At 66.5% G+C, this 14,274-nt stretch carries 13 protein-coding genes; 4 read left to right on the top strand and 9 right to left on the bottom strand.

Translation table 11 applies throughout. From position 1 onward, the window contains the following. Window positions 1–18 precede the first annotated feature (18 nt). Complete coding sequence (locus G6N43_RS06560; protein ID WP_083153608.1) at window positions 19–1,269, bottom strand: cytochrome P450; 1,251 nt, start codon at window positions 1,267–1,269, stop codon at window positions 19–21. Beyond that, window positions 1,266–2,684 (bottom strand): adenylosuccinate lyase, encoded by a 1,419-nt coding sequence (gene purB / locus G6N43_RS06555; RefSeq protein ID WP_083153606.1) that lies wholly within the window; start codon window positions 2,682–2,684, stop codon window positions 1,266–1,268. The genes G6N43_RS06560 and purB overlap by 4 nt, the downstream gene beginning before the upstream one ends. A gap of 80 nt (window positions 2,685–2,764) precedes the next feature. Here purB and relZ point away from each other — a divergent pair, with 80 nt between their 5' ends. Further along, window positions 2,765–4,504: a bifunctional ribonuclease/(p)ppGpp synthase gene (gene relZ / locus G6N43_RS06550; protein WP_083153604.1), complete on the top strand. Its 1,740-nt coding sequence runs from the start codon at window positions 2,765–2,767 to the stop codon at window positions 4,502–4,504. Here relZ and G6N43_RS06545 read toward each other — a convergent pair. Both G6N43_RS06545 and G6N43_RS06540 read right to left on the bottom strand, forming a co-directional pair. Further along, complete coding sequence (locus G6N43_RS06545) at window positions 4,501–5,928, bottom strand: APC family permease (RefSeq protein ID WP_083153603.1); 1,428 nt, start codon at window positions 5,926–5,928, stop codon at window positions 4,501–4,503. The two genes, relZ and G6N43_RS06545, sit on opposite strands and share 4 nt — an antisense overlap. Before the next feature lie 144 nt (window positions 5,929–6,072). Further along, a complete protein-coding gene (locus tag G6N43_RS06540; protein ID WP_083153601.1) occupies window positions 6,073–6,702 on the bottom strand; it encodes a TetR/AcrR family transcriptional regulator in 630 nt (209 codons plus the stop codon). A 119-nt stretch (window positions 6,703–6,821) separates the two neighbouring features. Here G6N43_RS06540 and G6N43_RS06535 point away from each other — a divergent pair, with 119 nt between their 5' ends. After that, window positions 6,822–7,634 (top strand): alpha/beta hydrolase, encoded by an 813-nt coding sequence (locus G6N43_RS06535; protein ID WP_083153801.1) that lies wholly within the window; start codon window positions 6,822–6,824, stop codon window positions 7,632–7,634. A 77-nt stretch (window positions 7,635–7,711) separates the two neighbouring features. Here the strand turns inward: G6N43_RS06535 and purD are convergent, their stop codons facing one another. Next, the gene (gene purD, locus G6N43_RS06530) at window positions 7,712–8,980 is read right to left on the bottom strand and encodes a phosphoribosylamine--glycine ligase (RefSeq protein WP_083153599.1); all 1,269 of its coding nucleotides are present in this window, start codon (window positions 8,978–8,980) and stop codon (window positions 7,712–7,714) included. A 93-nt stretch (window positions 8,981–9,073) separates the two neighbouring features. Here purD and G6N43_RS06525 point away from each other — a divergent pair, with 93 nt between their 5' ends. Then, on the top strand, window positions 9,074–10,303 hold the full coding sequence (locus G6N43_RS06525) for a cytochrome P450 (protein ID WP_083153597.1): 1,230 nt from the start codon (window positions 9,074–9,076) through the stop codon (window positions 10,301–10,303). A gap of 13 nt (window positions 10,304–10,316) precedes the next feature. Then, window positions 10,317–11,039, top strand: a complete 723-nt coding sequence (locus tag G6N43_RS06520; protein ID WP_083153595.1) for a TetR/AcrR family transcriptional regulator — start codon at window positions 10,317–10,319, stop codon at window positions 11,037–11,039. Here G6N43_RS06520 and G6N43_RS06515 read toward each other — a convergent pair. From G6N43_RS06515 to G6N43_RS06500, 4 genes are read right to left on the bottom strand one after another with little or no spacing between them, the layout of a single operon-like run. Next, the gene (locus G6N43_RS06515; protein ID WP_083153593.1) at window positions 10,978–12,204 is read right to left on the bottom strand and encodes a hypothetical protein; all 1,227 of its coding nucleotides are present in this window, start codon (window positions 12,202–12,204) and stop codon (window positions 10,978–10,980) included. The two genes, G6N43_RS06520 and G6N43_RS06515, sit on opposite strands and share 62 nt — an antisense overlap. After that, window positions 12,194–12,646 carry a carboxymuconolactone decarboxylase family protein gene (locus G6N43_RS06510; RefSeq protein WP_083153591.1) on the bottom strand — a complete coding sequence of 151 codons (453 nt, stop codon included), beginning with the start codon at window positions 12,644–12,646 and terminating at the stop codon, window positions 12,194–12,196. Before G6N43_RS06510 ends, G6N43_RS06515 begins: the two co-directional genes overlap by 11 nt. Window positions 12,647–12,648: 2 nt before the next feature. Continuing rightward, a complete protein-coding gene (locus tag G6N43_RS06505; RefSeq protein ID WP_083153589.1) occupies window positions 12,649–13,503 on the bottom strand; it encodes an NAD(P)-dependent oxidoreductase in 855 nt (284 codons plus the stop codon). Next, on the bottom strand, window positions 13,500–14,264 hold the full coding sequence (locus G6N43_RS06500; RefSeq protein WP_083153587.1) for an SDR family oxidoreductase: 765 nt from the start codon (window positions 14,262–14,264) through the stop codon (window positions 13,500–13,502). The genes G6N43_RS06505 and G6N43_RS06500 overlap by 4 nt, the downstream gene beginning before the upstream one ends. Window positions 14,265–14,274: the final 10 nt, after the last annotated feature.

Below are 14,274 nucleotides of genomic sequence, written 5' to 3'. Positions count from 1 at the left end.
CCGCGAATATGTCGGGTCTCACGGCCGTAGTTCGACCACCAAGTGACGCATCCCGGTATGCCGGTTACTGCGCGTCCACTCCACGGGCTTGACCAGCCGCGCCGACCCGAACCGCGTCAGCAACTCCTCATAGAGCACGCGCAACTCGAGGCGCGCCAAGTTCGCTCCCAGGCAATAGTGCACACCGTGGCCGAAACCCAAGTGCGGATTCGGTTTACGCGTGATGTTGAAGGTGTCCGGATCGTCGAACGCCGCCGGATCCCGATTGGCCGAGCCCTCCCAGATCTGCACCTTGTCGCCGGCTTTGATCTGACAGCCCGCCAGCTCGACGTCACGTGTCGCAGTGCGCCGCTTCGACGGTGACGGCGACGTCCATCGCACCATCTCCTCGATCGCGGTCGGCAGCTGCTCCAGATCGTCACGCAGCGCGTGCATTTGGTCCGGATTCTCGATCAACGCCAACAGCCCACCCGCGACGGAGTTGCGCGTCGTTTCCGCGCCGGCGCTGAACAGTAGGCTGAAGAACAGGTACAGCTCGACTTCCGAAAGGGAAGACCCAGTGAGAGATTCGTCCTCCACCGTCGCGTTGGCCACCACGGACAGCATGTCGTCGGTCGGCTCGGCACGCTTCGACGCGATCAGCTCCTGGCCGTAGGTGTACATCCGCGAGCCCGCCTCCTCGGGCGTCAACTGCCCAACGGATGCCTTGCGCGAGCCGCCGAAATCGAACTGCGGCTCGATCGCCTCGAACAGCCAATGCCGTTCGGACTCAGGAACTCCCAATAGAATGCAGATCATCTGCATCGGCAGCTCGGCGGCCACGTCGACCAGAAAGTCGAACGGCTCCCCCGGGGTCACAGAATCAAGCAGCCGGCGGGCGCGGGTGCGCAGATCGTCCTCGACCCGCGCGATCATCCGCGGCGTCAGCCCCGAGCTGACGAGCCTGCGGATGTGCGAATGCCGCGGATCATCCATCATGTTCAGCACCTGCCCAGCGACGGCCAGATCCTGCAGCAGCGTGCCGCCGAACGGACGCGAACCACCGGTCACCGACGAATACGTCTCCGGATCTCGAAACACCGCAAGGGTTTCGGCGTGCGTTGCGACCGACCAGAAACCCTCACCATCGGGGGTGTTGGCGGTCGGTTCGTGCCAGTAGACGGGTGCCTCGCGACGGTGGATCGCGAACAGTGCGTGCGGGAAGCCGTTGGCGAAGTTGTCGAGATCGGTGAAGTCGATCTCGGCGAGTGCTCCCGCCACCGAGGTCACAGGATCGCGCCCGAGGTGTACTTCGCGGCCTCCGGATAGCGTCCGACCAATTCATCGACGGCCTCGACGACCCGATCGACCTGGTCTCCCGCCGCACCCGTGAACGCCTGTTTGTCCGCCAGCGCCGCGTCCAGTGCGACGCGGTCCAGTGGCAGCCGCGAATCCGCGGCCAACCGGTCGAGCAGATCGGGCTCGGCGCCCTTCTCCCGCATCGCCAGCGCCACCGCGACGGCGTGCTCCTTGATCACCTCATGCGCGGTCTCCCGGCCGACGCCCGCCCGCACCGCGGCGATGAGGATCCTGGTCGTCGCCAAGAACGGCAGGTAGCGGTCCAATTCTCGCTGGATCACGGCCGGATAGGCACCGAACTCGTCGAGCACCGTCAGAAACGTCTCGGTCTGCCCGTCGATCGCGAAGAACGCATCGGGCAGCGCGACGCGTCGCACCACCGAGCAGAACACGTCGCCCTCGTTCCACTGCGCACCCGCCAGTTCGGCGGCCATCGACGCGTAGCCGCGGAGCACCACCTGCAGGCCGTTGACCCGCTCGCACGATCGGGTGTTCATCTTGTGCGGCATCGCCGATGAGCCGACCTGACCGGGGGCGAACCCCTCGGTCACCAGTTCATGGCCCGCCATCAGCCGGATGGTGTGCGCCATCGACGACGGCCCCGCACCGACCTGCACCAGCGCGGAGACGACGTCGTGGTCAAGCGACCGCGGGTACACCTGCCCGACGCTGGTGAAAATCTCTGTGAAGCCGAGGAATTCGGCGATCCGCGCCTCCAGCTGGGCGAGCTTCGCGGTGTCGCCGTCGAACAGATCGAGCATGTCCTGCGCGGTGCCCATCGGACCCTTGATGCCGCGCAGCGGATAGCGGTCGATCAACGACCGCAACCGATTCAGTGCGACCAGAAGCTCTTCGGCGGCCGAGGCGAACCGCTTACCCAACGTGGTGGCCTGCGCGGCGACGTTGTGGCTGCGGCCTGCCATCACCAGGTCGCGGTACACGACAGCCCGCTCGGCGAGCCGCGCCACCACCGCGACCCCGTGCGAGAACACCAGCTCCAGCGACCGGCGGATCTGTAACTGCTCGACGTTCTCCGTCAGATCGCGAGAGGTCATGCCCTTGTGCACGTGCTCGTGACCCGCCAGCGCGTTGAACTCCTCGATACGCGCTTTTACGTCGTGGCGCAGCACCCGCTCGCGCGCGGCGATCGAGGACAGGTCGACGTCCTCGAGCACGCGCTCGTAGTCTTCGACGACGCCGGCGGGCACGTCGACCCCCAGCTCGGCTTGTGCCCGTAACACCGCGAGCCAGAGCCGACGCTCCGCGACGACCTTGGCCTCCGGCGACCAGATGGCCACCATTTCATCGCTGGCGTACCGGTTGGCCAGCACATTCGGGATCGTCACAAGGACAGAGCTTACGTCGGCGGGCACGAACGCAAATAGAGCAGCACGAGTAGGGCCCCAAATAGGGAAAGCTAGCCGGTATGCACTTCGTTGGGCTCGATCTTGCATGGGGTGAGAGAAACCAGACGGGTGTCGCGGTCATCGACTCCGACGGCCGCCTGCTGCATCTCGGCACGGCCGGGGACGACGAGAGCATCGCCGCCGCGATCGCCCCGTACACCCGCGACGAATGCGTCGTCGCCATCGACGCACCCCTGATCGTGAAGACCGAGAAGAGCGCGCGTCCCTGCGAGCTGGCACTGAATCGAGACTTCGCCAGGTTCGAGGCGGGCGCACGGCCGGCGTTTCGTGAGCGACCGGAGTTCAACCCGCCCCGCGGTGAGGTCCTCGCCGCGCGCCTCGGCCTGGACCTCGATCCCGCCTCGCACGCCGAACGTCAGGCGATCGAAGTCTTCCCGCACCCGGCCAGCGTCGTGCTGTTCAACCTGCCCAAGACGCTGAAGTACAAGCGCGGCAAGTTCGACGTGCGCAAGCGTGCGCTGCTGGAGCTGATGACGCACATCGAATCGCTCGACGACGCGACACCACGGCTGCGGGTGAACCGCAGTGTCACCTGGGTCGAGCTTCGAAAACGGGTGGAGGCGGCGACAAGGCCGGGACAACTCGACAGGGACGAGGATCCCGTCGACGCGGTGTTGTGCGCCTATGTCGCGCTCTACCGCTACCACCGGCCCGATGACGTGACCACGTACGGGGACGTCGAGTCGGGGTACATCGTCACGCCGACGCTGCCCGACGCCCGTCGCACCGCCGCGCCCGCCGACACCAGACCGCAACCCCCGGAAGCGATTCCGGCAGCGGTCCGGACCGCCGTCGCCGACTACGAGGCCCGACGGCCCGCGCTGGTGGCCGCCACCGACAACTACCTCAAGCTGGTGACGGGACTGCTGGACGACGCGGGCATCAACTACCTCAGCATCGCGGCGCGTACCAAGAGCGTGGAGTCGTTCGCGGCCAAGGCCGAACGCATCGTCGACGGTAAGCGGCTCTACAGCGACCCGTTGGTCGAGATCACCGACCAGATCGGGTTGCGGGTCATCACCTACCTGCACGAGGACGTCGACGCGGTCGTCACGCTTCTGGCCGACGAGATGCGCCTTCTCGACGACCGCGACATGGGCCTCGAGACGGCGCGCGAGGGTCGGTGGGGCTACGCCAGCAGGCACGTGCTCGTCGGCGTCGAGGGTGAACAACAACCAGCGTCGATCCAGGTGCGCACGGTGTTGCAGCACGCGTGGGCCGAGTTCGAACACGACGTCCGCTACAAGGGTTCGATTCCCGCCGAACATGTTCCGGACCTCGATCGCCGGTTCACGCTGGCGGCGGGGCTGCTCGAACTCGCCGATCGTGAGTTCACCGCCATCCGCGAACGGCTGCGGGAAACGGTGTCTGAAGAACCGATGACCGACGAGAAGAGTGTCTCCGACGATCCGCGGATCGCAACCCCGGTGCTCGCAACGTATTTGGGCAACCGCTACGCCGACGCGGGGTGGTCGCGTACGGACCACTACGCCTGGATCTCCGGGCTGCTGCTGGAACTCGGCATCACCTCACTCGACGAGCTGAGCTCCGTGCTCGACGGCGTCGACGCGGACGCCGTCAACCAGACGATGGGGTATCGCTATCCGCCGGGTGCGGTGCGCCGCCTCGATGACGCGCTGCTGGCGGTGTTCGGCGATCGCTATCTGGAGCTGCACGGCAACGCCCACCGGGTGGGTCTGCTGACGGAGCGCCTCAAGAAACTCAACGGTCGCGACTAGTCCGGGGTCTCGGCCAGGTGCGTGGGGTCGATGATGCCCTTGGTCTTGATGCCCAGCTGCTTGTTGATCAGCACGGTGACGCCGAACAGCACGACCCCGATCAGCAGCAGGATCCCCGCGAGCAGGTACTGCGTTCCCGGGCGTCCCGACAGCGGCGTCACCAGGTACAGCGAGGCGATGAACCCGATGACCGGCAGTGCCGTCGGTGTCTTGAAATGGCCTCCGGTCTGTCGCACGTCGCGGCGCAGTACCAGCACCGCGACATTGACCATCGCGAACACCGCGAGCAGCAGCAGTGACGTGGTGCCACCGAGCACCGAGATCGCCTTGTCGCTGGCGAACGCGGATACGTAGAAGATCAACCCGAACGCGATCCCCGTCGTGAACAGGATGGCGACCCATGGCGTGCGCCGCGTCTTGTGCACCGAGCCCAGCACAGGGGGCAGCACGTGCTGACGGGCCATGCCGTAGATGAGCCGGCTCGCCATCAGCATGTTGATCAGCGCGGTGTTCGACACCGCGAACATCGTGATGAACGGGAACAGCGTGCCGATCGGCAACCCGGGGGCGGCGGCCTCGACCACGTCGACCAACGGCGTCTTGCTCGCGGTCAGCTCACCGATGGGCACCAGCGCCACCGCGATGATGGACACCAGCACGTAGACGATGCCCGCGATCGTCAAGCCGCTCAACAGAACCTTCGGAAAGATCCGCACCGGGTCCTTGGTCTCTTCGGCCATGTTGACCGAGTCCTCGAAGCCCACCATCGCGAAGAAGGCCAGCGAGGTCGCCGCCGTCACCGCGACGAAAGTGCTTCGTTCGCTTTCGCTTTCGAAGAGGACGACGCGGGAGAAGTCGATGTGGTCGCCACCCTGGGTGAACGCCCACAGCCCGACGGCGATGACCAGCAGCAGGCCGGTGATCTCGACGGCGGTCAAACCGACGTTGAGCTTCACACTTTCGCTGACGCCGCGGAGGTTGATGGCAGCCAGCGTCCCCATGAAGACCAGTGCGATGATCGCGATGCCGACCTTGCCCCAGTCCAGCGCGAACCCCTTGACGAGGTTGGACGCGAACGCCTGCGACGCCGTCGACGCCGAGGTGATGCCCGAGCACATGACCACGAACGCGACGAGGAACGTGAAGAAGTGGATGCCGAATGCCTTGTGCGCGTACAGCGCTGCGCCGGCGGCCTGCGGATACTTGGTGACCAGTTCGAGGTACGAGAACGCGGTGATGGTCGCGATGATGAACGCCAAAAGGAATGGCAGCCAGGCCGCACCACCCACCTCGCCGGCCACCTGCCCCGTCAGGGCATAGACGCCGGTGCCGAGAATGTCGCCAACGACGAATAACAGCAACAGCCCCGGACCCATCACCCGCTTGAGTTCGGGCTGCTGGTCCGAGGTCTCCGCATCAGTCATCGTGCGCCTCCTGCCGATCGGCCATGAACCGCATTGTTCCCGTCATCGATGACACCGCGTCGAGGAAACGCCCGAGCGCGTTGTCGAGAAACCCCAGTGAAAGTCACCCAGAGCTAGTTATCCACGGTGCGAAACGCGCAAACGTCACACCTGGGCGACGTGCTCGTCGATGGGCGCAAGCACGTCGATCACGTCGATCAACGTCGCGCGGGCTGTCGCACGCGGGCCGTCACCGTCGCTCACCAGCGCAGCGACGACGGCGCCGTCGACCGCGCACACCAATGCGGTGAGCAGTTCCACCCGCACCGACCGCCCGGACCGCTCGACGACTTCGACGACGGCATCGGTGCGCTGCTGCAGGATGCGTCGCTCGATGTCGCGGAGCCCGGGCTGGCGCGCACAGGCGATGTAGCGCTCGTAGCGCGAGATCAACTGCTCGGTGACCCGCAACCCATTGGCCTCGCCGACCAGAAGGTCGACCAGGATGTCGGCCGTCGCCTCCGCGCCCCGGCGCCGCCGTGACAGCGCCGCCACCCGCATCCGCAACTGTTCGGCCTCGCGCGCGCCCGCGTACTCGACGGCCTTGGCGATCAGGTCCTCGAGCGAGGAGAAGTAGTACGTCGTGGAGGCCAGGGGCAGGCCGGCGCGACGGGCCACCGCACGGTGCCGCACCGCGTCGAACCCGCCTTCGCAGAGCAGGTCGGCAGCGGCGCTGACCAGTGCATAGCGCCTGCGTTCCCCCTTCGGAGTGACTGCGGCCGTCACGTTTAGCATGCTGCCAGTCGTGACGGCGCGGCATCGGGCTTTCGGCCAATCATCAGCCTTTACTCAGGGAAGTTGTCCCTAACGGTCCACTGCGACCGAAACCGTCACGCTGCGGCGGCGGTGGCATGATGGCCGCCATGCCTGAACTGAGTCGACGCGCACTGCTGCGCCTCGGTGTCGGCGCGGCGGCCGGGGCGGCGGCCCTGCGGCTGTCGGCGCCCGTGGCCGCGGCCCCCACCTACGTCGACGGGTCGTTCATCTCGGCGGCCCGTGGCGGAGTGGCGACGAATTGGGCGATCGCGCGCCCGCCGGGGCAGACGGCGCCGCTGCGGCCGATCATCGCGTTGCACGGCAAGGGCCAGGACGCCGCGGGTGTGATGGCCGGCGGTGTGGAGCAGGGTTTGGCTCAGGCGGTCGCCGCAGGAATTCCGCCCGTCGCGGTCGTGGCGGTCGACGGCGGCGGCGGGTACTGGCACAAGCGGGCTTCCGGTGAGGACTCCGGCGCGATGGTGCTCGACGAGCTCATCCCGATGCTCGGCGAGCAGGGCCTCGACACGTCACGGGTCGCGTTCATGGGGTGGTCGATGGGCGGCTACGGCGCACTGCTGCTCGGTGCGCGGCTGGGTCCGGCGCGCACCGCGGCGATCACCGCGGTCAGTCCTGCGCTGTGGACGTCGCCCGGTGCGGCCGCACCGGGTGCGTTCGACAGCGCCGAGGATTACGAGGCGAACAGCGTCTGGGGCCTGCCCGCGCTGAATTCGATTCCGATCCGGATCGACTGCGGCACCAGCGATCCGTTCTACTCGGCGACGAAGCAGTTTGTCGCGCAGCTGGCCAACCCGCCCGCGGGCGGCTTCTCCCCCGGTGGGCACGACGGCGCGTACTGGAGCTCGCAGCTGCCCGCAGAAGTGGCATGGATGGCTCCGCTGCTCACCGCCTAGCCGCGAGCAGACGCCAAACCCCCCTGATTTCGCGATTTTAGGGGGTGTACGCGTCTGTTCGCGGGGCTAAAGCGACGCTAGAGCGAGATCCGACCCTCGGCTGCGGCCAGCCCGATGTCCTTGCGAAAGTGGCTGCCCGGCAGGCGAATCGAGTCGATCAGCGAGTAGGCCGCATCGCGCGCCTCGCTCAGGTCGGCACCCGTGCCCACCACCGAAAGCACCCTGCCGCCGGACGACACGATCGCACCGTCGTCGCGCCGCGTCGTACCGGCGTGTAGCACTCCGTCGGCCTCCGCACCGGTGATAACGTCGCCGACGCGCGGCCGCCCGGGATAGTTCTCGGCGGCCACCACGACCGTCACCGCGGCCCCGTCCCGCCACCGCAGCGGCGGTTGGTCGGCGAGGCTGCCAGTGGCCGCCGCGTACAGCAGTTGCCCCAGCGGGCTGTCCAGCAGCGCCAGCACCGCCTGGGTCTCCGGATCGCCGAAGCGGCAATTGAACTCGACCACCGCAGGTCCCCTGGACGTGATCGCCAGCCCCGCATAAAGCAGACCCGAGAACGCGCTGCCACGCTTGACCAGCTCGGCCGCAACGGGTTTCACGACGTCATCGACAATCGAGCGGACCACCTCGTCGGGTAGCCACGGCAGCGGCGCATATGCGCCCATGCCGCCGGTGTTGGATCCGGTGTCGCCGTCGCCGACGCGCTTGAAGTCCTGGGCGGCCAGCAGGGGTACGACGGTCTCGCCGTCGACGACGCAGAACAGCGACACCTCGGGGCCGTCGAGGAACGACTCCAGCAGCACCGGGTGTCCCGAATCGAGCAGGCTGGCGGCATGCGCGCGCGCCGTGTCGCGATCGGCGGTGACCACCACGCCCTTGCCCGCGGCGAGTCCGTCGTCCTTGACCACCCACGAGGGGTCACCACTCGGCGGGCCGAAGCGGTCGAGCGCGGCGTCGAGGTTGGCGGGGTTGTCGACGATCTCGCTGGTCGCGGTGCGCACACCCGCCGCAGCCATCACATCCTTGGCGAATGACTTAGAACCCTCGATGCGCGCGGCGTCCTTCGTCGGACCGAAGCAGGCGATGCCGGCGGCGCGCACGGCATCGGCGACACCCAAGACGAGCGGCACCTCGGGCCCGACCACCACCAGGTCGGCACCGATCTGTTGGGCCAGCTTGACGACGGCCTCGCCGCTGGTGATGTCGACGTCGTACTGGTCGGCGATGATCGCGGTCCCGGCGTTGCCCGGCGCGACGGCCAGCGCCTCGACCTCGGGGTCTCGGCGCAGCGCAAGCAACAACGCATGTTCACGGGCACCGGATCCGATCACCAGGACGCGCACAACCGCACACCTTAATCGCTAATCGCTCGCTCCCCTGCGCAGGCTGCACGCACACCCGGCCATACACTTGACTCAGCAGTGTATGGTCTGGGTATGACGCAGAGCACATGCCCCTTCGGAGCCGGTTTCGACTTCACCGACCCCGACGTCCTGCTGCAGGGCATCCCCGTCAAGGAATTCGCCGAACTGCGCAAGACCGCGCCGGTGTGGTGGAACGAGCAGCCGGAGTCGATCTTCGATGACGGCGGGTACTGGGTGATCAGCCGCCACGAGGACATCAAGGCGATCTCCCGCGACGGCGACCTGTGGTCGACCAACCGCAAGGGCGCGGTCATGCGGATGCCCGACGGCACCACCCCGGAACAGCTCGACCTGACCAAGGCACTGCTGATCAACCACGACGCCCCCGCGCACACCCGGCTGCGTAAGCTCGTCTCCCGACTCTTCACGCCGCGCGCGGTCGCCACGCTGGAGGAGAAGCTGGCCGTCGCCGCCCGCGAAATCGTCAGCGCCGCAGCGGAAAAGGAGTCCGGCAACTTCGTCGACGACATCGCGATGGCGCTGCCGCTGCTGGCGATCGCCGACCTGCTCGGCGTGCCGGAGGCCGATCGCGAGAAGTTGTTCCACTGGACCAACTCGATCATGAACACCGACGATCCGGATTTCGAGACGGACTACGCGGCGGCCAATGCGGAACTCATGGGCTACGCCTACAGCATGGCCGAAGAGCGGCGGCGGTGCCCGGCCGACGACATCGTCACGCGGCTGATCGAGGCCGACATCGACGGCGAGTCGCTCGACGATGTCGAATTCGCGTTCTTCGTCATCCTGCTCGCGGTGGCGGGCAACGAGACGACGCGCAACGCGATGACGCACGGGATGAACGCCTTCTTCGACAATCCGGATCAGTGGGAGCTGTTCAGACGCGAGCGGCCCGAAACCACCGCGGACGAGATCGTGCGTTGGGCCACGCCGGTGCACTGCTTCCAGCGGACCGCGCTCACCCACACCGAGATCGGCGGTGTGTCCATCCGCGAAGGACAGCGTGTCGGCCTCTTTTACAGCTCCGCCAATTACGACGAGGCCGTGTTCGACCGGCCGTTCGAATTCAACATTCTGCGTAATCCGAATCCGCATCTCGGATTCGGCGGTAACGGCGCGCACTACTGCATCGGCGCGAACCTCGCCCGGATGGAGATCAAGCTGATCTTCAACGAGATCGCCGATCAGATTCCGAAGATCACCAAACTGTCCGAACCGCAACGACTTCGCTCGGGCTGGCTCAACGGAGTCAAGTCTCTGCCCGTTTCGTACCGGGGCTGAGTACTATCCGGGGATGCGCACCCACGGCTGGGCCGGATCGGCGCCCGCATCCGATGAGGAGGCCGTCAGCCGCATTCTCGAGGCCGCGAGCAGGGTGATCGACGCGCGCGGCGCCGATTTCTCCATCAGCGACGTGGCCCGCACGCTTGGCGTCACCCGTCAGACGGTGTACCGCTACTTTCCCAGTACAGATGCGCTGTTGATCGCCGCCGCCGTGCACGCGGCCAGCGACTTCCTCGACCGGCTTGCCGAGCATCTGAGTGGAATCACCGATCCCGCCGAAGCCATCACGGAGGGCGTCGCGACGGCCCTCGAATGGTTGCCCGAGGACAAGCACATCAGCTTGCTCATCAGCCCCGACCAGCCGAACCCGCACACCGAGGGGGTGACGTCGGACGTGGCGCTGGATTTCGGTCACTCATTGGTGCACCGGTTCGACGTCGACTGGGCGGGTCTCGGCTACACCGACGCCGACCTCACCGAGCTCGTCGAGCATCTGCTGCGGATCATCCAGTCGTTCGTCCTCGACCCGGGCAGGCCGCCTCGGAAGGGCGCCGAGTTGAGGGCGTATCTACGTAGGTGGGTGGGCGGGGCTATACAGCCGTCGGCCGAGCCGACAATCAAACAACCGTCGGCCGAGCCGACAATCAAACAACCGTCGGCCGAGCCGACAATCAAACAACCGTCAGGGGCAGCGAGCGCCGAGGTTCGAACACCCACGACGACCCACCGCTGACCTTTACGACCGCAACCTCGCCGAACTCCTTGGCCGCCGTGCCCGTTTCGATGACCCGCGCCGTCCAGTCCTCGTCGGTGCCTGCCACTTCCACGTCGAGTTGCGGGTCGATGGCCCGCACGATCGCCTGCAGCGGGCGGATCTCGTCCGGTGTCACGAGCGAGACCCAGGCCCCGTCCTCGTGCGCCGACGACCGGCCGACGTGCACCACGTCCGGGCCGAATTCGGCGTTGACGTAGGCGGCCGGGTTCAGCAGCGGATGCAGGCGGAGCGTCTCGATGGCTCCGTCGACCCCGCCGGGTAACCCGAGCGCGCGGTGGATGCGCTCGGCGGCCACACCGGCCAGCCCGATCAGCTGCTTTGTGCAGATCGACTTGGCCAGTTCGACATTGGTGCCACAGCGCTTTCCGACGGCGAGCACGTACGACAGGTTCAGCAGGTGCATCTGCAGACACACCTCGTCGGCCATCCGCACCAGCGCCGAATGAGAGAAGGCGCTGAAGTCGAAGTCGGACATCAGCTCACCCGAATATTCAGACTGCCCTTCGTCATTCGGGTCGATCGGGTTCAGTTCGGTCTGCGCGGCCCGCGTGCGGCGAATGACCTCCAACGCGGGGTGATCCTCGACCTCGGGGTAGGACTCGTCGATGATGACCGTCCACGCACAGTGCGGGTGACGATCGGCGGGGGTCCGCGGCGGCCGATGGATCGGGCGGATCTGTGCCCTGCGGTTGGTGGCGACGGCGGTGGCGTCGAACGTCGGGTCCTCGATGTCGTGGCACATCCCGCGCACGTAGTCCTCGCCCATCGGCTCGACGTCGAGAAGGGCCCCGCAGTGATCGAGGTGGAACTCGCCGTGCCAGCGGTCGTGCACGGTGTAGCGGAAGTCCATGAACTGTGGCGGCGCACCGATGTCGAGCTGCAGGCCCTTGAAGATCGTGATGACGTCGACGCCCTCGTAGTTCAGCGCCTTCTGCATCCGCTTGGTATAGATCGGGCTCGCACCCATCCACTCCTCGATGGCGACCTGCAGCATCTCTTCGCGGCCGAATTCCGAGATCACCCACGCCATTCCGGACCGGTCGATCAACTGACCGATGAGCAGCAGCTCCGGCACCAGCGTCGCGAGTTGGTCGCGCGATAGTGCGTCGTACCTACTTGCCATGGTTGTCATGGACCTTGCCCCCGGAGTGCATGTGGACGGCGGCGTTGACGTTCGCCTTCTTGTCCTCACCCTCGCCCCGCTCGGCGGCTTTCTTGCGCTTCTTGATCACCGACGAGACGACGCCGTCAAGCTTGGACCCCAAGGGGAAGCCGAGGTAGTGCGTCAGGAAGATCGCCATCTCCTTGAGCTCGGTCTCCGTCAACTCGCCGTTGGCCAGGGCCGCGTTGGCCTGGATCTCGGCGAGGTCGGCGTTTCCGACCGCGGTGACCACGGTGAGGGTCATGATCCGCTTGTCCCGCATCGACAGTCCCGGCCGCGTCCAGATGCTGCCGAACAGATGGTCGACGGTGAGGTCGAAGTACGGGTCCCCTTCGATGTTGGGCATCTCCCAGCCGTAGACCTCGTTCATCTTCTCGAGGCCCTTGCGGCGCTTCTCGTCCATCATCACTCCTTCGGATGGGGTACGCCGAGCCCGTCGGCGAGAGTGTTCAGCGCGACCTCGGCCAGGGGCAGATCGACTCCGGTTTCCGTCCCCAACGCCAGCGCCAGCTTCAGATCCTTCTCGCCGAGGCCGCGGGTGTGGACGAACATATCGTGCAAGAAGTGGTCGGGTGTAAGCGGTTTCGTGTCATCTCGGAACATGATCGCGCCCGGCCCGCCGCTCTGCGCATCGCTGTGCCGCACCACCCGGCCGAGCTTCTGCAGGTCGATCCCGGCGGCCTCCGCCAGCTTCTGCGATTCACATGCCGCGGCGAAACCGATGAATGTCAACATGTTGCGGGCCAACTTCATTCGCGTTCCCGCACCAGGAGCACCTGCGCGCACCACCAACGACGCCCATTGCTTGAACACGGGCTTGACCTTGTCGTAAGCCTCGTCGTCCGCACCCACCATGACGGCCAGCTCACCCTTGTCGGCCGCCCCAGCACCCCCGCTGACGGGTGCATCAACGATGTGAATGCCCTTGGGGCTCAACTGGTCTGCGAGCTGGGGTGCCGTGTCGGGCTCGATGGTCGAGTGAATCGCGATGACCGTCCCCGCCTTGGCATGTTCGGCGAGCTCAGTGACGACCTCGCGCACCTGCGCGTCGTTGAGCACCGTCACGCTGATCACGTCAGCAGCTGCCACGTCGGCCACCTTGTCAGCCAGCGTGGCGCCGAGCTCCGCCAGCGGTGTCATCGCGTCAGCGCGGACGTCGTAGACGATCACGCCGCCCGGCCAGTCGACCAGTCGCTTGGCCATCGGCGCGCCCTGGTTGCCGAGACCGATGTAGCCGAGCTTGATGTCGTCGGAGCTCATGACCGGATTATCTGTCCGCCGTCAACGTTGAAGATCTGCCCGGTGATCCACTTCGCCTGATCCGACAGCAGGAACAGGCACATGCCGACGAGGTCCTCGGGCTGCCCCATCCGCGACAGCGGGATGTTCTTGACGATGTCTGCGACCATCTCCTGCGGGGTGGTGGTGCGGTTGGCCTCGGTGTCGATCGGCCCCGGCGCGATGGCGTTGACGCGGATGTTCTGCCCACCGAGTTCGGTCGCGAGCTGTTGGGTCAGCCCGTTGATGCCGACCTTGGCCAGTCCGTAGAAGTTCGAGTACAGCCAGGCCGCGGTGGACGACTGGTTGACGATCGCGCCGCCGCCGCGCTTGGCCATCTTCTTGTAGACCGCGCGCGTGCACAGCAGCGCGCCGTCCATGTTCACGCTCATGAACTTCTTGTAGTAGTCCCAGTCGACGGTGATGAGGAAGTCGAGCTTCATACCGCCGAAGATCGCGGCGTTGTTGACCAGGTAGTCGATGCCGCCGAACTCCGAAAGCGTCTGCGCCGCCATCTCTTTGGCCGAATCGGAATCGGACACGTCGACGCGCACGGCCAGCGCGTTGCCGCCCTCCCCCTTGATCCCGTCAGCTACCTTCTGCGCACCTTCGACGTTGATGTCGGCGACCACGACGGCCGCGCCCTCCCGGGCCAGCGCCTCGGCGTACGCCTGCCCGATGCCGCCGCCGGCGCCGGTGACGATCGCCACCTTGTCGGTGAACTGATCTCCGTAGAGTCCCATGCATGTCTCC

This window comes from Mycolicibacterium moriokaense, assembly GCF_010726085.1.
In the GTDB taxonomy this organism is placed as follows: Bacteria; Actinomycetota; Actinomycetes; order Mycobacteriales; family Mycobacteriaceae; genus Mycobacterium; species Mycobacterium moriokaense.
Note: the sequence above shows the minus strand (reverse complement) of the source record. Positions and strands in the feature narration are given on the sequence as shown.